18 protein-coding genes and 1 pseudogene are annotated in these 16,524 nt (G+C 41.0%); 15 read left to right on the top strand and 4 right to left on the bottom strand.

Features of this window, described 5'->3' with window-relative positions:
• Positions 1 to 36 precede the first annotated feature (36 nt).
• The 15 genes and pseudogenes from rplK (at position 37) to M594_RS07555 (ending at position 11,620) form a co-directional block, all read left to right on the top strand.
• Positions 37 to 462 carry a 50S ribosomal protein L11 gene (gene rplK, locus M594_RS07625; RefSeq protein WP_001085807.1) on the top strand — a complete coding sequence of 142 codons (426 nt, stop codon included), beginning with the start codon at positions 37 to 39 and terminating at the stop codon, positions 460 to 462.
• Between the two features lie 97 nt (positions 463 to 559).
• Positions 560 to 1,249 (top strand): 50S ribosomal protein L1, encoded by a 690-nt coding sequence (gene rplA, locus M594_RS07620; RefSeq protein WP_001085675.1) that lies wholly within the window; start codon positions 560 to 562, stop codon positions 1,247 to 1,249.
• A 487-nt stretch (positions 1,250 to 1,736) separates the two neighbouring features.
• Complete coding sequence (locus tag M594_RS07615) at positions 1,737 to 2,495, top strand: class I SAM-dependent methyltransferase (protein WP_049486836.1); 759 nt, start codon at positions 1,737 to 1,739, stop codon at positions 2,493 to 2,495.
• A gap of 86 nt (positions 2,496 to 2,581) precedes the next feature.
• On the top strand, positions 2,582 to 3,094 hold the full coding sequence (locus M594_RS07610; protein ID WP_001049318.1) for an adenine phosphoribosyltransferase: 513 nt from the start codon (positions 2,582 to 2,584) through the stop codon (positions 3,092 to 3,094).
• Positions 3,095 to 3,276: 182 nt separating this feature from the next.
• The gene (gene metA, locus M594_RS07605; RefSeq protein ID WP_049486837.1) at positions 3,277 to 4,221 is read left to right on the top strand and encodes a homoserine O-acetyltransferase MetA; all 945 of its coding nucleotides are present in this window, start codon (positions 3,277 to 3,279) and stop codon (positions 4,219 to 4,221) included.
• 8 nt (positions 4,222 to 4,229) lie between these two features.
• A complete protein-coding gene (locus tag M594_RS07600; RefSeq protein ID WP_049486838.1) occupies positions 4,230 to 4,907 on the top strand; it encodes a DnaD domain-containing protein in 678 nt (225 codons plus the stop codon).
• Positions 4,908 to 5,004: 97 nt separating this feature from the next.
• On the top strand, positions 5,005 to 5,763 hold the full coding sequence (gene tpiA / locus M594_RS07595; RefSeq protein ID WP_000087893.1) for a triose-phosphate isomerase: 759 nt from the start codon (positions 5,005 to 5,007) through the stop codon (positions 5,761 to 5,763).
• A gap of 75 nt (positions 5,764 to 5,838) precedes the next feature.
• Positions 5,839 to 6,238 (top strand): annotated as a pseudogene (locus tag M594_RS07590) (ATP-binding cassette domain-containing protein); the annotation flags it as partial.
• A 160-nt stretch (positions 6,239 to 6,398) separates the two neighbouring features.
• On the top strand, positions 6,399 to 6,917 hold the full coding sequence (locus M594_RS07585; RefSeq protein WP_049486840.1) for a Dps family protein: 519 nt from the start codon (positions 6,399 to 6,401) through the stop codon (positions 6,915 to 6,917).
• A gap of 207 nt (positions 6,918 to 7,124) precedes the next feature.
• Positions 7,125 to 7,463 carry a zinc ribbon domain-containing protein YjdM gene (locus tag M594_RS07580; protein WP_001061596.1) on the top strand — a complete coding sequence of 113 codons (339 nt, stop codon included), beginning with the start codon at positions 7,125 to 7,127 and terminating at the stop codon, positions 7,461 to 7,463.
• A 2-nt stretch (positions 7,464 to 7,465) separates the two neighbouring features.
• Positions 7,466 to 8,095 (top strand): Pr6Pr family membrane protein, encoded by a 630-nt coding sequence (locus M594_RS07575; RefSeq protein WP_000033942.1) that lies wholly within the window; start codon positions 7,466 to 7,468, stop codon positions 8,093 to 8,095.
• Positions 8,096 to 8,417: 322 nt separating this feature from the next.
• A complete protein-coding gene (locus tag M594_RS07570) occupies positions 8,418 to 9,569 on the top strand; it encodes an MFS transporter (RefSeq protein ID WP_153198730.1) in 1,152 nt (383 codons plus the stop codon).
• A gap of 99 nt (positions 9,570 to 9,668) precedes the next feature.
• Positions 9,669 to 10,418, top strand: coding sequence for a tRNA pseudouridine(38-40) synthase TruA (gene truA, locus M594_RS07565; protein ID WP_049544761.1), 750 nt, complete (start codon positions 9,669 to 9,671; stop codon positions 10,416 to 10,418).
• The gene (locus M594_RS07560) at positions 10,408 to 11,181 is read left to right on the top strand and encodes a bifunctional hydroxymethylpyrimidine kinase/phosphomethylpyrimidine kinase (protein WP_173876413.1); all 774 of its coding nucleotides are present in this window, start codon (positions 10,408 to 10,410) and stop codon (positions 11,179 to 11,181) included. Before truA ends, M594_RS07560 begins: the two co-directional genes overlap by 11 nt.
• Positions 11,159 to 11,620: an ECF transporter S component gene (locus M594_RS07555; protein ID WP_000814989.1), complete on the top strand. Its 462-nt coding sequence runs from the start codon at positions 11,159 to 11,161 to the stop codon at positions 11,618 to 11,620. Before M594_RS07560 ends, M594_RS07555 begins: the two co-directional genes overlap by 23 nt.
• Before the next feature lie 103 nt (positions 11,621 to 11,723).
• On the opposite strand, the gene M594_RS07550 is transcribed toward M594_RS07555, so the two are convergent.
• The 4 genes from M594_RS07550 to M594_RS07535 all read right to left on the bottom strand — a co-directional run bounded on the left by M594_RS07550 (position 11,724) and on the right by M594_RS07535 (position 16,474).
• On the bottom strand, positions 11,724 to 12,806 hold the full coding sequence (locus tag M594_RS07550) for a M24 family metallopeptidase (protein ID WP_070526954.1): 1,083 nt from the start codon (positions 12,804 to 12,806) through the stop codon (positions 11,724 to 11,726).
• A 127-nt stretch (positions 12,807 to 12,933) separates the two neighbouring features.
• Positions 12,934 to 13,716, bottom strand: coding sequence for a lipid II isoglutaminyl synthase subunit GatD (gene gatD, locus M594_RS07545; RefSeq protein WP_173876412.1), 783 nt, complete (start codon positions 13,714 to 13,716; stop codon positions 12,934 to 12,936).
• A complete protein-coding gene (gene murT / locus M594_RS07540; protein WP_173876411.1) occupies positions 13,716 to 15,059 on the bottom strand; it encodes a lipid II isoglutaminyl synthase subunit MurT in 1,344 nt (447 codons plus the stop codon). Before murT ends, gatD begins: the two co-directional genes overlap by 1 nt.
• Before the next feature lie 98 nt (positions 15,060 to 15,157).
• Positions 15,158 to 16,474, bottom strand: coding sequence for an FAD-containing oxidoreductase (locus tag M594_RS07535; RefSeq protein ID WP_173876410.1), 1,317 nt, complete (start codon positions 16,472 to 16,474; stop codon positions 15,158 to 15,160).
• Positions 16,475 to 16,524 lie beyond the last annotated feature (50 nt).

The following is a 16,524-nucleotide window of genomic DNA, read 5'->3' as shown; positions in this document are numbered from 1 at the left end:
CTAATTACCGCCAAAACCACAAAGGAGGATTTAAAAATGGCTAAAAAAGTCGAAAAACTTGTAAAATTGCAAATCCCTGCTGGTAAAGCTACACCAGCTCCACCGGTTGGACCTGCTCTTGGTCAAGCTGGTATCAACATCATGGGATTCACAAAAGAGTTCAACGCTCGTACAGCTGACCAAGCTGGTATGATTATTCCAGTTGTTATCTCAGTTTACGAAGATAAATCATTTACTTTCATCACTAAAACACCACCAGCTGCTGTTCTTTTGAAAAAAGCTGCAGGTGTTGAAAAAGGATCAGGTACACCTAACAAAACTAAAGTTGCTACAGTTACTCGTGCGCAAGTACAAGAAATTGCAGAAACTAAGATGCCAGATTTGAACGCAGCAAACGTAGAGTCTGCAATGCGTATGATCGAAGGTACTGCTCGTTCTATGGGATTCACTGTTGTTGACTAATCAATAACACCCCCAATATAACCCGCAAGACTTCATCATTTCGAGAAGTGACGTGGGAGATGAAAATCGATTGAACCACTTACAAGGAGAATAGAAAATGGCTAAAAAAAGCAAACAACTTCGTGCTGCTCTTGAGAAAATCGACAGCACAAAAGCATACAGCGTAGAAGAAGCTGTAGCACTTGCAAAAGAAACTAACTTTGCAAAATTTGATGCAACTGTAGAAGTTGCTTACAACTTGAACATCGACGTTAAAAAAGCTGACCAACAAATCCGTGGAGCAATGGTATTGCCAAACGGTACTGGTAAAACTTCACGCGTTCTTGTTTTCGCACGTGGTGCAAAAGCTGAAGAAGCAAAAGCTGCTGGTGCAGACTTTGTAGGTGAAGATGACCTTGTTGCTAAAATCAACGACGGTTGGTTGGACTTTGATGTAGTTATCGCTACACCTGACATGATGGCTCTTGTTGGACGTCTTGGACGTGTCCTTGGACCACGTAACTTGATGCCAAACCCTAAAACTGGTACTGTAACAATGGATGTTGCTAAAGCAGTTGAAGAGTCTAAAGGTGGTAAAATCACTTATCGTGCTGACCGTGCAGGTAACGTTCAAGCAATCATCGGTAAAGTATCATTTGAAGCTGAAAAATTGGTTGAAAACTTCAAAGCTTTCAACGAAACAATCCAAAAAGCAAAACCAGCTACAGCTAAAGGAACTTACGTAACAAACTTGACTATCACAACTACTCAAGGTGTTGGTATCAAAGTTGACGTAAACTCACTTTAATCAGTAGTTTATAAACAAAGACGAGTACGAAAGTGCTCGTTTTTTTAGGTACGACGGGCATTCCGTTCATCTGAGGTGTAAGTCCTCTGCGGGTACCATATACTAGTAAATCCAAAAGTGATTCCCAAGCCTGACTATTGTGAGTAGCTGATCGAACGGCATTAGGATAGACTGTTTAAGTCTGACGCTGGAAATAAGAATCGGCAGAGAAAGAGATAGAGAAATCTTGGCTATACGAATAGGCACGTGATAGTAAAGCGTATATAACGGATAAGGAGGCCAGCAACTCTAAAGTACAAATATGTAGTCGTAACCTATATACGTAAACTACGTGAGCCATTGAATTCGAACTAGAGAGGTGATTAATAGATTTATGCTATAGTTATGGTAGCTTGTATGCTTTTGATTCTAGTTTATCAAATAATAGATTAGAATTGTCAGACAATATCATTTTATGTTATAATGAAGAAAAAATAGAGGTGTTCAAATGTCAGAAGCAGGTCATAAGTTTTTAGCAAAACTGGGGAAAAAACGCTTACGTCCAGGTGGAAAACGTGCCACAGATTGGTTAATTGCAGAAGGAGGATTTTCAAAAGAAAAGAGAATACTAGAAGTTGCGTGCAATAGGGGAACTACAGCAATTGAGTTGGCACAGCGTTTTGGTTGTAAGATAACTGCGGTTGATATGGATGGACAAGCCTTAGAAGTGGCTAAAAAATCTGCTGAAACGGCAGGTGTTGGTCATTTGATCAGATTTGAAAGAGCAAATGCAATGAAACTTCCTTATGAAGATGCTAGTTTTGATATTGTTATAAATGAAGCTATGCTGACTATGCAAGCCGATCAAGCTAAGAAAAAATGTGTAATGGAGTATCTAAGGGTTTTAAAACCTGAAGGTCTTCTTTTGACACATGATGTGCTTCTTAAGGAAGCTAAAGAGTCTATCAGACAGGAATTGTCACAAGCAATTCATGTAAATGTAGGTCCTTTAACTCAAGATGGTTGGGAACAGGTGATGATAGAATCAGGTTATCGTGATGTGAAAGTATTGACTGGTGAAATGACATTAATGAAATTATCAGGTATGATTTATGACGAAGGTTGGCTAGGAACTTTGAAAATTTGTGTAAATGCTTGTAAAAATGAGAATAGAAAGCAATTTTTAACGATGTATAAAATGTTTGCTAAGAATAAACAGAAACTGGGCTTTATTGCGATGGCTAGTTATAAATCGTCAAATCGTTAGATAATTATTGAAGTTAACTTTTCCTTTTTTCTTTCTTAAAAAATATGCTATAATAGAGAGTAAAAAACTTTGAAAGAAAGAAAAAGATGAATTTAAAAGATTACATTGCAACAATTGAAAATTATCCGAAGGAAGGAATTACCTTCCGTGATATCAGTCCTTTGATGGCTGATGGAAATGCTTATAGCTATGCTGTTCGTGAAATCGTTCAATATGCTACTGACAAGAAAATCGACATGATTGTAGGGCCTGAAGCTCGTGGTTTTATCGTGGGCTGTCCAGTTGCCTTTGAGTTAGGAATTGGTTTTGCGCCTGTTCGTAAGCCAGGTAAATTGCCACGCGAAGTTATTTCTGCTGACTATGAAAAAGAGTATGGTGTTGATACCTTGACTATGCACGCGGATGCCATCAAGCCAGGTCAACGTGTTCTTATCGTAGATGACCTCTTAGCAACAGGTGGAACTGTTAAGGCAACTATCGAGATGATTGAAAAACTTGGTGGTGTTGTAGCAGGTTGTGCCTTCCTTGTTGAATTGGATGAATTGAACGGTCGTGAAAAAATCGGTGACTACGATTACAAAGTTCTTATGCATTATTAATGAAAAACAGTCCCTAGGGCTGTTTTCTCTACATTAGGATATAAAAATAGACTATAGCTAGTTAGAGAAAAACTATAATTGAAAACTATATCTTCTTACAGTATAATAAAGGAAACAAGTGTTTACATTTTAACTCTAAACACAAGCAATTATTCCTGAAAGAGTACAGTTAGGAGAGGGTTATGCCTATTCGAATTGATAAAAAATTGCCAGCTGTTGAGATTTTACGGACAGAGAATATCTTTGTCATGGATGATCAACGTGCTGCACACCAAGATATTCGTCCCTTGAAGATTTTAATTTTAAATCTCATGCCACAGAAAATGGTCACAGAGACCCAGTTGTTGCGCCACTTGGCCAATACACCTCTACAACTGGATATTGATTTTCTCTATATGGAAAGCCACCGTTCTAAGACAACTCGTTCAGAGCACATGGAGACATTTTATAAAACTTTTCCTGAAGTCAAAGATGAGTATTTTGATGGCATGATTATCACGGGTGCTCCCGTTGAGCATTTACCATTTGAGGAAGTGGACTATTGGGAGGAATTTACCCAGGTGCTTGAGTGGTCTAAGACCCATGTCTACTCGACCCTTCATATCTGTTGGGGTGCTCAGGCGGGACTCTATCTGCGTTATGGGGTAGAAAAATACCAGATGGACAGTAAGTTATCGGGTATCTATCCTCAGGACACCTTAAAGGAAGGTCATCTTCTATTTAGAGGTTTTGACGATAGCTATGTATCTCCTCATTCACGGCATACGGAGATTTCTAAGGAAGAGGTCTTAAACAAAACCAATCTCGAGATTTTATCAGAAGGACCTCAGGTTGGGGTTTCGATTTTGGCCAGTCGTGATTTACGAGAAATTTATAGTTTTGGGCATTTGGAATATGACCGTGATACTTTGGCAAATGAATATTTCCGAGATCGTGATGCAGGTTTGGATCCTCATATTCCAGAAAATTATTTTAAGGATGATGATGTCAACCAGACACCTTGTCTTTGTTGGTCTTCATCAGCAGCCCTCTTTTTCAGTAACTGGGTGAACTATGCGGTCTATCAGGAGACGCCTTTTGACTGGAGAAAAATAGAAGATGATGCATCTGCTTTTGGGTATTTATAAGAGGAATTATGACATATTTAGACGCTTTTAAATCAGGGAACTTGGTTTTACCTAGTGCCCTGCTCTTGCATTTTAAGGAACTCTTTCCTTCTAGCGACGATTTTCTGGTCTGGCAATTTTTCTATTTGCAAAATACGACAGGTTTAGAAGAAATGTCGCCAAGCCAGATTGCTGAAAGGATTGGCAAGGAAATTTCGGATGTCAATCAGGCTATTTCCAATCTGACGGAGAGGGGACTACTTCAGTATCGAACGATCGAATTGAATGGTGAAATCGAATTGCTTTTTGATGCTAGTTTGGCTTTGGAACGTTTGGATAATTTGCTTGGAGTAGCTCATTCAAGTTCAGACCAGTTAACACCTCAAAACCAGCTCAAAGTTTTGGTAGAGACCTTCCAGCAGGAGTTGGGACGCTTGTTGACTCCTTTTGAGATTGAGGATTTGACCAAGACGCTAAAGGAAGATGGAACCAGTGCTGACTTGATTAAGGAAGCTCTTCGTGAAGCGGTTTTGAATGGCAAACCAAACTGGAAGTACATTCAGGCGATTTTGAGAAATTGGCGCCATGAAGGTATCAAAAGTGTGGCTCAAATCGAGGCTAAACGGGCAGAGAGAGAAGCAAGCAATCCACAGTTGACACAGGTATCTGCAGATTTTAGAAATGCTATGGATCTCTGGAAGGATTAATCCTTGTAAGCAGGCTTGAAATCCGAGTAAGATTTGCAAGCTGTGTCTAATTGTGATAAAATAAGTAGAAAATAAATTGAAAAAAGAGGTATGTGAAATGTCACGTAAACCATTTATCGCTGGTAACTGGAAAATGAACAAAAATCCAGAAGAAGCTAAAGCATTTGTTGAAGCAGTTGCATCAAAACTTCCTTCATCAGATCTTGTTGAAGCAGGTATCGCAGCTCCAGCTCTTGATTTGACAACTGTTCTTGCTGCTGCAAAAGGTTCAAACCTTAAAGTTGCGGCTCAAAACTGCTACTTTGAAAATGCAGGTGCTTTCACTGGTGAAACAAGCCCACAAGTTTTGAAAGAAATCGGTACTGACTATGTTGTTATCGGTCACTCAGAACGCCGTGACTACTTCCATGAAACTGACGAAGATATCAACAAAAAAGCAAAAGCAATCTTTGCAAACGGTATGCTTCCAATCATCTGTTGTGGTGAGTCACTTGAAACTTACGAAGCTGGTAAAGCTGCTGAATTCGTAGGTGCTCAAGTATCTGCTGCATTGGCTGGATTGACTGCTGAACAAGTTGCTGCATCAGTTATTGCTTATGAGCCAATCTGGGCTATCGGTACTGGTAAATCAGCTTCACAAGACGACGCACAAAAAATGTGTAAAGTTGTTCGTGATGTTGTAGCTGCTGACTTTGGTCAAGAAGTGGCGGACAAAGTTCGTGTTCAATACGGTGGCTCTGTTAAACCTGAAAACGTTGCTTCATACATGGCTTGCCCAGACGTTGACGGTGCTCTTGTTGGTGGTGCATCACTTGAAGCTGAAAGCTTCTTGGCATTGCTTGACTTTGTAAAATAATCGACTCTTTATCAACATTATTGGGTTGAAGAAAAGCTAAAATCGAGAAAGGACAAATATCGTCCTTTCTTTTTTGCTACTAAAGCAGCAAATGTAGACCATTTTATTCGAACTCTTCCTGGTGGTTATAACATGGAGATGAACCAAGACTCCAGCGATATTTCCCTCGGGCAAAAACAACTCTTGACCATCGCGCGTGCTCTCTAACCAATTTTAAAATTCTTATTTTGATGAAGCGACTTCCTCTGTTGATACCCGTTTGGAACTCTTGATTCAAAAAATCACGAAACGGTTGATGAAAGGAAGGACCAGCTTTGTCATTGCACATCGCCTTTCGACCATTCAAGAAGCAAATAAGATTCTCGTTCTTAAGGATGGACAGATTATTGAGCAGGGAAATTACGAAAGCTCACTCCAAGCAAAAGGCTTTTATTATGAACTTTACCAAAGCCAATTTTCAAGCCAATCTGATTAAATCAGCTAATAAAATAATGTCAAACTTTTCTTAAATTATCAGTCTATTGCAACTTTTCTCATGTGAGTCATTTGGCTTGCTATTGGTTTTCCTTAGTAGTATACTAAGAGAGTAAACACTAAGAAGTGGTTACAAATAATAATGAATGAGGTAAAATAAAATGGTAGAATTGAAAAAAGAAGCAGTAAAAGACGTAACATCATTAACAAAAGCAGCGCCAGTAGCATTGGCAAAAACAAAGGAAGTCTTGAACCAAGCTGTTGCTGATTTGTATGTAGCTCACGTTGCTTTGCACCAAGTGCATTGGTACATGCGTGGTCGTGGTTTCCTTGTATGGCATCCAAAAATGGATGAGTATATGGAAGCTCTTGATGGTCAATTGGATGAAATCAGTGAGCGTTTGATCACACTCGGTGGTAAACCATACTCTACTTTGACAGAATTCCTTCAACACAGCGAAATCGAAGAAGAAGTTGGAGAGTTCCGCAATGTAGAAGAAAGTTTGGAACGTGTCCTTGAAATTTATCGTTACCTCATCACTCTTTTCCAAGAAGCTTTGGATGTGACAGATAAAGAAGGTGATGATGTAACCAATGATATCTTTGTTGGAGCTAAGGCTGATCTTGAAAAAACAGTCTGGATGCTTGCCGCAGAACTTGGACAAGCACCTGGTTTGTAAGATAAATGCATCCCTTTCTATCATGAGTTTCTGTATCACTACTCATGATAAACTATCTTTTAAAAATCATGTAGCAGACAAAGTTACATGATTTTTTCTTTGCTTTTCCGGCGACTCATTTGTCAAAATGCTGATTTTAAGGTATAATAGTTGCTGTTCGAGAAATTTTGATTTTCAAAGAATAGTGAATGATGATAAGGAGAAACCATGAACAACCTACCAAATTGCCCAAAATGTAACTCAGAGTATGTCTACGAAGACGGTGCCCTACTGGTTTGCCCAGAGTGTGCTTATGAGTGGAATCCTGCTGAAGTTGCAGATGTAGAAGAGGGTCTTGTTGCTATCGATGCCAACGGGAATAAATTGGCTGACGGTGATACAGTAACTCTCATCAAGGACTTAAAAGTAAAAGGTGCGCCAAAAGATTTGAAACAAGGGACGCGCGTGAAGAATATCCGCATCGTAGAAGGCGACCACAATATCGACTGTAAAATCGATGGCTTCGGTGCCATGAAACTCAAATCAGAGTTTGTGAAGAAAATTTAAGCATGTCAAAACACTATAAACTTGTATTTTATAGCCGTATCTTCTTGTTTCTAGCGGCTTTTACGGGAGTTTATCTTGAAATCGCCAAGCATGGTGGATTTGGGATGTTACTCTATTATACGGTTCTGTCCAACCTTTTAGTCGCGATTTTTACGCTCTATCTCCTAAAGGTTATGAGCCGTTTAGGTGAAAACTGGCAAAGACCAAGTCTCTTGCGCTTAAAAGGTGGGGTCACCATGAGTATCATGATTACCTGTGTGATTTACCATTTCCTTTTAGCGCCTATTGCGACTAATTTCTATACTCTAGAAAATTTCCTTTGCCACTATATCGTTCCCCTCTGGTTTTTAGCAGATACCCTCTTTTTTGACAAACAGGGTCAATACAAGATTTGGGACCCAATTGTGTGGACGATTTTACCCTTGCTGTATATGATTTTTGCTCTTTTTAATGGCTTGGTATTGAAACTTGATGTTCCTAATTCTAAGGTCAGTCCCTTCCCGTACTTCTTTTTGAATGTGAACAAGGGTTGGGATGTCGTGTTCAAGTGGTGTCTGATTATCTTTGTTGCTTATATGGTGGCAGGATTTATCTTCTACTTTATTAAGCAAATCAAGAGAAAATCATCCTAATACTCTTCGAGAATCTCTTCAAATCACGTCAGTTTCGCCTTGCCGTATATATAGTTACTGACTTCGTCAGTTTCATCTACAACCTCAAAACCATGTTTTGAGCTGACTTCGTCAGTTCTATCTACAACCTCAAAGCAGTGCTTTGAGCAACCTGCGGCTAGCTTCCTAGTTTGCTCTTTGATTTTCATTGAGTATAAGACACAAGGGATTCATTTTCGAGTTTAAGAAGGAGTCTATACACCAAAGAGGCTTCTTCTTTTCTTGCTTGTTTGATAAGTATCAAAAGAGTAGAAGATTAAGAGAAAATATAGAAAGAGATTTCATGAAACAATTTTTAGAACGGGCCAGTATTTTGGCTCTCTCCCTCGTTTTGATTACCTCCTTTTCCATCTCGAGTGCCCTGCCAGCCATGTTTGACTATTATCAAGGTTATCCTAAGGAACAAATTGAGCTCTTGGCTAGCTTGCCTTCCTTTGGAATCATGATTATGTTGCTATTAAATGGTTTCCTAGAAAAAATATTTCCTGAGCGCTTACAGATTAGTTTGGGCTTGTTAATTTTATCACTGAGTGGAACGGCTCCTTTTTGGTACCAAGCCTATCCTTTTGTCTTTGGAACACGGATTCTTTTTGGTTTGGGTGTTGGGATGATCAATGCCAAGGCTATTTCGATTATCAGTGAACGTTATCAAGGCAAAACGCGGATTCAGATGTTGGGGCTACGTGGCTCTGCAGAGGTAGTAGGAGCTTCTCTCATTACCTTGGCAGTCGGTCAGTTGTTGTCCTTTGGTTGGACAGCTACCTTCCTAGCCTATAGTGCTGGATTTTTGGTGCTGATCCTTTATTTGCTCTTTGTTCCTTATGGAAAAGAGAAGAAAGAAGTTAAGAAAAAATCGAAGGAAGCAAGTCGCTTAACTCGGGAAATGAAGGGCTTGATTTTTATCCTAGCTATCGAAGCGGCAGTTGTAGTTTGTACCAATACGGCTATTACTATTCGTATTCCAAGTTTGATGGTGGAAAGAGGACTGGGAGATGCCCAGTTATCTAGTTTTGTTCTTAGTGTCATGCAGTTAATTGGGATTGTGGCTGGTGTGAGTTTCTCTTTCTTGATTTCTATCTTTAAAGAGAAACTGCTCCTCTGGTCTGGTATTACCTTTGGCTTAGGGCAAATTGTGATTGCCTTGTCTCCATCCTTGTGGGTGGTAGTGGCAGGGAGTATTCTGGCTGGTTTTGCCTATAGTGTAGCCTTGACGACGGTCTTTCAACTTGTCTCTGAAAGAATTCCAGCTAAACTCCTCAATCAAGCAACCTCATTTGCAGTTTTAGGCTGTAGTTTCGGAGCCTTTACGACTCCATTCGTTCTAGGTGCAATTGGCTTATTAACTCACAATGGGATGTTGGTCTTTGCTATCTTAGGATCTTGGTTAATTGTAACCTCTATCTTTGTCATGTACCTACTTCAAAAGAGAGCTTAGGATTGGTTTCCTAAGTTTTTCTTTTTTGGATTTTTGTACCCAGACACTATTTGATTTAGGGCCTTGTTTACAGACTAATTTCTTGATAAAATAGAAGTTATGACAAGATATAAAGCAACTATTTCCTATGATGGTTACGCCTTTGCTGGTTTTCAGCGCCAGCCTCATGCGCGTAGTGTTCAGGAAGAAATTGAAAAAACCTTGACCAAGTTAAATAAAGGGCAAGCCATTACTGTTCACGGTGCTGGTAGGACAGATAGTGGGGTTCATGCCCTGGGACAGGTTATTCATTTTAACCTGCCTTATCAAATGGATGAGGAGAAGCTCCGTTTTGCTCTAGACACTCAGTCCCCTGAAGATATTGATGTGATTTCGATTGAGCTTGTGGCGGATGATTTTCATTGCCGTTATGCTAAGCACAGTAAGACCTATGAGTTTATCGTGGATAGGGGCCGTCCCAAAAATCCGATGCGCCGTCACTATGCCACCCACTTTCCTTATCCGCTTGATGTGGAACGGATGCGGGAGGCTATCAAAAAATTAGAAGGCACTCATGATTTCACCGGCTTTACAGCCTCTGGGACTAGTGTAGAGGATAAGGTTCGCACCATCACAGAAGCTAGTCTTAGGGTTGATGAGACAGGCCAGTTTTTGACCTTTACCTTTTCAGGAAATGGTTTCTTGTATAAGCAGATTCGCAATATGGTGGGGACACTGCTCAAAATCGGCAATAACCGCATGCCAGTAGAGCAGATTGACCTCATCTTGAAGAAAAAGGACAGGCAGCTTGCAGGTCCCACTGCAGCACCAAATGGTTTATATTTAAAGGAGATTCGTTATGAAGAATAATCGTATTTTAGCACTTTCTGGAAATGATATTTTTAGTGGTGGTGGCCTGTCAGCTGATTTGGCTACCTATACCTTGAACGGCTTGCATGGCTTTGTAGCAGTGACTTGTTTGACAGCTTTAACAGAAAAGGGCTTTGAAGTCTTTCCAACTGACGATACCATTTTTCAACATGAATTAGATAGCTTGCGTGATGTGGAGTTTGGGGGAATTAAGATTGGTCTTCTCCCTACTGTCAGTGTGGCTGAGAAGGCATTGGACTTTATCAAGCAACGCCCAGGAGTGCCTGTGGTTCTGGATCCTGTCTTGGTCTGCAAGGAAACACACGACGTAGCTGTAAGTGAACTCTGTCAAGAGTTGATTCGCTTTTTCCCTTATGTCAGTGTGATTACGCCTAATCTTCCTGAAGCAGAATTATTGACTGGTCAGGAAATCAAAACCTTGGAAGACATGAAAGCTGCAGCGCAGAAATTGCATGACTTAGGAGCGCCAGCAGTCATTATCAAGGGAGGCAATCGCCTTAGTCAGGACAAGGCTGTAGATGTCTTTTATGATGGACAAAACTTTACAGTCCTAGAAAATCCTGTCATTCAAGGGCAAAATGCTGGTGCAGGTTGTACCTTTGCCTCTAGCATTGCCAGTCACTTGCTTAAAGGTGATGAACTTTTACCAGCAGTAGAAAGCTCTAAGGATTTCGTTTATCGTTCTATTGCACAAGCAGATCAGTATGGAGTAAGACAATATGAAGCAAACCAAAACAACTAAAATCGCCCTTGTATCCCTCTTAACCGCCCTCTCTGTGGTTCTAGGTTATTTCTTAAAAATTCCAACACCGACAGGCATTTTAACTCTTTTAGATGCGGGTGTCTTCTTTACGGCCTTCTACTTTGGTAGTCGTGAAGGGGCTGTAGTAGGAGGACTAGCAGGTTTCTTGATTGACCTCTTATCAGGCTATCCTCAGTGGATGTTCTTTAGCTTGGTCAACCATGGCTTGCAGGGATTTTTCGCAGGATTTAAAGGAAAAACTCAGTGGTTAGGCCTTATCTTAGCAACGATTGCCATGGTAGGGGGTTACGCCTTGGGCTCTACATTGATGAATGGCTGGGCTGCAGCTCTACCAGAAATTTTACCAAATTTCATGCAAAATATGGTAGGGATGATTGTAGGATTTATCCTTAGTCAAAGTATCAAGAAGATTAAGTAATGAGGCTGAGTCAAAAGTCTTTCAAATAAGAAAAACGCATAGTATCAGGTGTTGAAAAACCTTGATACTATGCGTTTTATTGTGGGAAGATTTTCGAAGAATATTAATCAAAATAAAGCAAGTCTTTGCTGGTGCTTGTAAAGAGGTCAAAGCCATCCTTGGTAACAACACCACAGTCTTCAATACGAACACCGACTTTACCAGGGATATAGATACCTGGTTCAACAGAGAAGCACATGCCTTCTTCGATGACCATGTCGTTCCCTTCCATGATAGATGGGAATTCGTGGACATCCATACCGATACCGTGACCGAGACGGTGGTTGAAGTACTCACCGTAACCAGCTTTTTCGATGACCTCACGGGCAGCGCGGTCCACTTCATGGGCAGTCACACCTGGTTTGATAAAGTCAAGAGCAGCTTGTTGGGCTTCAAGAGTCAAGTTATAAATATCTTTCTTGAATTGGTCTGGTTTACCAACAGCGACTGTACGAGTCATATCTGAAGCATAGCCGTTGACCAGAACACCGAGGTCAAAGAGGAGAAGAGCATCATTTTCAACCTTGTTTGCTGCTGGAATACCGTGTGGATTTGCAGCATTATCACCTGTCAAGACCATGGTGTCAAAGCTCATTTCATAGCCTTCACGTTTCATAGCAAAGTCAATTTGAGCGATGATATCTGTCTCAGTCTTATCAAGAGAAATATTGTCAAAACCAACCTTAACTGCCTTGTCAGCATAGAGACCTGCAACCATCATTTTTTGCACTTCGTCAGCTGATTTGATGAGGCGCATGCGTTGGATACGAGGAGTGAGGTTGTTAAACTCAGCAGTTTCAAAAACTGTTTTCAAGCCATGATATTTGGTCAAGATGAGATTGTCAAACTCAACAGCGACACGTTTGAAGTCAAGTTGTGGAAGAGCATGTTTCATTTTTTGCCATGGATTTTCAGAGTCCACATAGCCCACAACTGGGAAGGAAACAGTGCTGCTCGCACGCTCCACTTCAAGGGCTGGGACAAAAAGGAGGGGTTCCTGATCCGCTAGGACAAAAAGGAACATTTGGCGTTCATGGGGATCACTGTAAAAGCCAGTGAGGTAATTGATTGTGACGGGGTCAGATACGACAGCGACGTCTAGTTTTTCTGATTCAAGATATGTTACGATTTGTTGTAATTTAGACATATGCTACCTTCTTTCTACCCCTCTATTTTGGCAAAAAATGAGAGAAAATGCAAGGGAGAAGGGTAAAAGAACAGACAAAAAGAACTCCGACAAGATAACGGAGTTCTTTGATATCATTTTCCTTTGTTTAAGAAAAGTCAGCCTTGCTTTTGACATCACTGTATTCTTCAGCGATTTCTTGGCTGAGAATGTCCTTATAAGCAGGGAGTTGGATGTCCTGACCATATTTCTTCTTGAGGGCAGTAGTGACTAGGCGATAAGCCAGATTGGCATTACGAGAGAGGATAGGCCCGTGGAAGTAGGAACCAAAGACATTCTTATAATGAACACCTTCGCCGACTTTTTCTTCGTTATTTCCATTTCCATAGACAACCTGTCCCAGCGGTTTTTGATCATCTGAGAGGAAGGTACGGCCCTGATGATTTTCAAAACCATAGTAGGTTTCATCGAAATCTTCATTGTGAATCTTGATGTCCCCGATAAAACGGTTATTGGTCTGGTTGAGCGTGTAGTGGCCCATGACCCCTAGTCCTTCGATGCGTCTCCCTGAAGCTTCAACATAATATTGGCCCAATAGTTGGAAACCACCGCAGATAGCCAGAACCACACCATCGTTTTGGATGTAGTTGTCAATGCTCTCTTTTTTAGCAGGTAGGTCGTCTGCAATAATACTTTGTTCAAAGTCTTGACCGCCACCGAAAAAGGCGATGTCGTAGTGATTTTCGTCAAAGTCATCATGGAGAGAAACGATGTCAACGGTCACATGGGCTCCCAGCTTTTCAGCCACATACTTGAGCATGAGGATGTTTCCATTGTCCCCGTATGTATTCATGAGGTTTCCGTAGAGGTGAGCGATGTTGAGCTGATAAGGGTAATTGCCATCTTTTGAGGAAAGTGAAGTATAAACCATTAGTTCATCTCCTTTCTAACAATCTGACGACTAGCCAGCAGTTCGCGGAATTCAAGCATAGCAGTATAGGTAGCCAGAATATAAGCATGCTTGCAGTCTTGGTTCTCAATTGTCTTAAGAACTTGTTCCAGATTGCTTGTTTCAGTGATTTTATCAGCTGGATAGCCTGTCACTCGGAGACGACGTGCGATTTCAGAATGACGAACACCGCCAGCGTTGATTTCAGGAATATCCATGTCAGTGATTTGTTCAAAATCCGCATCCCAGATCCAGCTGGTATCAATTCCATCTGCATAGTTGGCATTGAGGAGGACAGAGAGGCTAAATGGATAAGGAGCTAGTTTAATCATCTCGATAGCCTGGGTTGCACCAACTGGATTTTTAATCAAAACGAGGGTACATTCTTTGTCACCGATATGGAAGGTTTCCTGGCGTCCAAAGACAGCACGACTCTTATCAAATCCCTGCTTGATTAGTTGGGAATCTGCGCCGAGGAAACGGGCGATAGCCACAGCAGCTAGGGCGTTGTAGATGTTGTAAAGTCCACCGATTTGGATGCCGTATTCTTGGCCGTCAATGACAAAGCGAGAGCGATTGTTGGTTAACTCAACTAGTTCTGTCAAGCGATAGTCGAGATCAGGACGTTTACATCCACAACCTTCACAGATATAGGCACCCAAGTTTGCATAAGTATTGTGCTCATATTTGAGGATGCCTTGGCAGTCAGGGCAGAGGATTCCTTCGGTATTATAGTGAGCCAGCTGAGCTGGACCTTTCTCCAAGTCAAAACCAAAATACTGTACAGGATTTGGAATAGCTGGCTTGTAGAAAAGTGGACTGTCTCCATTAAGAAGAACAGTGGCAGTAGGCACCTTACGAATGGCATCCAAAATCATCTTGTAAGTTGTGTAAATCTCACCATAGCGGTCCATCTGGTCACGGAAAATATTAGTAATAACAAATAAGCTTGGCTTGATGTAGTCACAGATACGAGATAGACTGGCTTCGTCGATTTCTAGGACGGCAATATTTTTCCCAGTTTTAGAAGATTTGGCTGTTAAGAAGGTTGTCGCAATTCCTGTAATCATGTTGGCACCGCTTGGGTTGGTCAGAACTTGACCATAAACCTCTTTTAAAATGCCGACAGTGAGAGCAGTTGTCAAGGTTTTTCCGTTGGTTCCAGTCACTACGACAATCTCGTAGTTCTTAGCTAGGTTTTGTAAAATATCTTTATCGAATTGAAGGGCAAGTTTTCCTGGAAGCGTACTTCCACGGCCAAGACGGCTTAAAATGAAGTGGGAAGAACGCCCAGCAAGAAGGCCCAAAGTAGTTTTTAATTTCATGTTTCTATTATATCATAAAAGAAGGAAAAGACAGATTTGAGATTCCGCAGAAGTAAAAACAGCCCAAGGAGGGCTGTTCGATACGATTAAATCTCAACTTAAATCGCAAACAAGTCATTCAAGTTCTCAGCCAAGGTTGGGTGAGTGAAGATTTGTTTTGTGAAGTAAGTGTAAGGAATTTTGTTGTCCATAGCAACAGTGATGATGTTGATGATTTCTTGAGAACCTTCTGAGAAGATGCTTGCTCCAAGAATTTCTTTTGTTTCAGTATTAACAACAGCTTTGAAAGCTCCTCGAAGGTCTCCGTTTACGTGACCACGAGGCATTGCTGCAACAGGGATTTCTTTCACTGCGTATGGAAGTTTCAAATCAGCTGCTTGGCTTTCAGTCAAACCAACTTGTGAAAGTGCAGGTGTGATGAACATAGTATTTGGTACATTGAGACGGTCTTCAAGTGTGTAGCTGCCATCTCCAGCAAGGTAGCTGTAAACAACACGGAAGTCATCAAGTGAAATGTAAGTAAATTGAAGGCCACCGTTGACATCTCCAACTGCAAAGACACCAGGAACGTTTGTTTGACAATGTTTGTCTACTTTAATAGCACCACGTTCAGTTAGTTCAATATCTGTATTTTCAAGTTGAAGTGGTTCTACGTTTGGTTTACGTCCTGTTGCGTAGAGAAGGGCATCGAAACGGTAAGTTTCGTTTTCAGTCACAACGAGCACTTGGTCACCGTCGTTTTTGATTTCAGTAGTACGGATATTTTGAAGCAATTCAATACCGTCTTCTTCCATGTATTGTTTAGCAAGAGCTGCGATGGAAGGTTCTGCACGAGGAAGGAAAGTATCCAAGGCATCTAGGACTGTAACCTTGCTTCCAAGTTTGTTGTATAGGCCGGCAAATTCAAGACCGATATTTCCACCACCAAGGACTCCAAGGTTTTCAGGTAATTTGTCCAAGTTTTGGATACCTGTTGAGTCAAAGACGTTTTTGCTTGTAGCAAGTCCAGGGATTGGCAAGACGTTTGAAACAGCACCAGTGTTGATGACGATTGTTTCAGCAGTCAGTTCTTTCTTTTCATCACCAGCTTGGATTTCGATGACTTTATTTGAAAGGAAGTGAGCTTCCGCATCAAAAATATCGACGCCTGTACCAGCAACAGTCGCATAGTTTTTACCGTTGAGGCGACCAGTGATAGTGTTTTTGGTAGCAATGACTTCTTCAAAAGGCAAGTCTTTCTCAGCAGCAACTAGCAAAGTTTTAGTTGGGATACATCCGATGTTGATACAAGTTCCACCGTACATAGCTTTGCTACGTTCAACGAGGGCAACTTTTTTGCCAGCTGAAGCCAATTTACCAGCTAGTGTTTTACCAGCTTTACCAAATCCGATAACGATTAAATCATAAGTTAACATTTAGAGTTCCTCCTATTCGAATTTCATTCTAGCACAAGAAAAAAACTTTT

Origin of the sequence: Streptococcus mitis (assembly GCF_013305725.1) — a bacterium.
In the GTDB taxonomy this organism is placed as follows: Bacteria; Bacillota; Bacilli; order Lactobacillales; family Streptococcaceae; genus Streptococcus; species Streptococcus mitis_BO.
Note: the sequence above shows the minus strand (reverse complement) of the source record. Positions and strands in the feature narration are given on the sequence as shown.

What these genes read in the sequence shown, in the direction of transcription:
- rplK (WP_001085807.1), top strand. Translation starts at nt 37, where the DNA reads ATGGCTAAAAAAGTCGAAAAACTTGTAAAATTGCAAATCCCTGCTGGT.
- rplA (WP_001085675.1), top strand. Translation starts at nt 560, where the DNA reads ATGGCTAAAAAAAGCAAACAACTTCGTGCTGCTCTTGAGAAAATCGAC.
- M594_RS07615 (WP_049486836.1), top strand. Translation starts at nt 1,737, where the DNA reads ATGTCAGAAGCAGGTCATAAGTTTTTAGCAAAACTGGGGAAAAAACGC.
- M594_RS07610 (WP_001049318.1), top strand. Translation starts at nt 2,582, where the DNA reads ATGAATTTAAAAGATTACATTGCAACAATTGAAAATTATCCGAAGGAA.
- metA (WP_049486837.1), top strand. Translation starts at nt 3,277, where the DNA reads ATGCCTATTCGAATTGATAAAAAATTGCCAGCTGTTGAGATTTTACGG.
- M594_RS07600 (WP_049486838.1), top strand. Translation starts at nt 4,230, where the DNA reads ATGACATATTTAGACGCTTTTAAATCAGGGAACTTGGTTTTACCTAGT.
- tpiA (WP_000087893.1), top strand. Translation starts at nt 5,005, where the DNA reads ATGTCACGTAAACCATTTATCGCTGGTAACTGGAAAATGAACAAAAAT.
- M594_RS07585 (WP_049486840.1), top strand. Translation starts at nt 6,399, where the DNA reads ATGGTAGAATTGAAAAAAGAAGCAGTAAAAGACGTAACATCATTAACA.
- M594_RS07580 (WP_001061596.1), top strand. Translation starts at nt 7,125, where the DNA reads ATGAACAACCTACCAAATTGCCCAAAATGTAACTCAGAGTATGTCTAC.
- M594_RS07575 (WP_000033942.1), top strand. Translation starts at nt 7,466, where the DNA reads ATGTCAAAACACTATAAACTTGTATTTTATAGCCGTATCTTCTTGTTT.
- M594_RS07570 (WP_153198730.1), top strand. Translation starts at nt 8,418, where the DNA reads ATGAAACAATTTTTAGAACGGGCCAGTATTTTGGCTCTCTCCCTCGTT.
- truA (WP_049544761.1), top strand. Translation starts at nt 9,669, where the DNA reads ATGACAAGATATAAAGCAACTATTTCCTATGATGGTTACGCCTTTGCT.
- M594_RS07560 (WP_173876413.1), top strand. Translation starts at nt 10,408, where the DNA reads ATGAAGAATAATCGTATTTTAGCACTTTCTGGAAATGATATTTTTAGT.
- M594_RS07555 (WP_000814989.1), top strand. Translation starts at nt 11,159, where the DNA reads ATGAAGCAAACCAAAACAACTAAAATCGCCCTTGTATCCCTCTTAACC.
- M594_RS07550 (WP_070526954.1), bottom strand. Translation starts at nt 12,806, where the DNA reads ATGTCTAAATTACAACAAATCGTAACATATCTTGAATCAGAAAAACTA.
- gatD (WP_173876412.1), bottom strand. Translation starts at nt 13,716, where the DNA reads ATGGTTTATACTTCACTTTCCTCAAAAGATGGCAATTACCCTTATCAG.
- murT (WP_173876411.1), bottom strand. Translation starts at nt 15,059, where the DNA reads ATGAAATTAAAAACTACTTTGGGCCTTCTTGCTGGGCGTTCTTCCCAC.
- M594_RS07535 (WP_173876410.1), bottom strand. Translation starts at nt 16,474, where the DNA reads ATGTTAACTTATGATTTAATCGTTATCGGATTTGGTAAAGCTGGTAAA.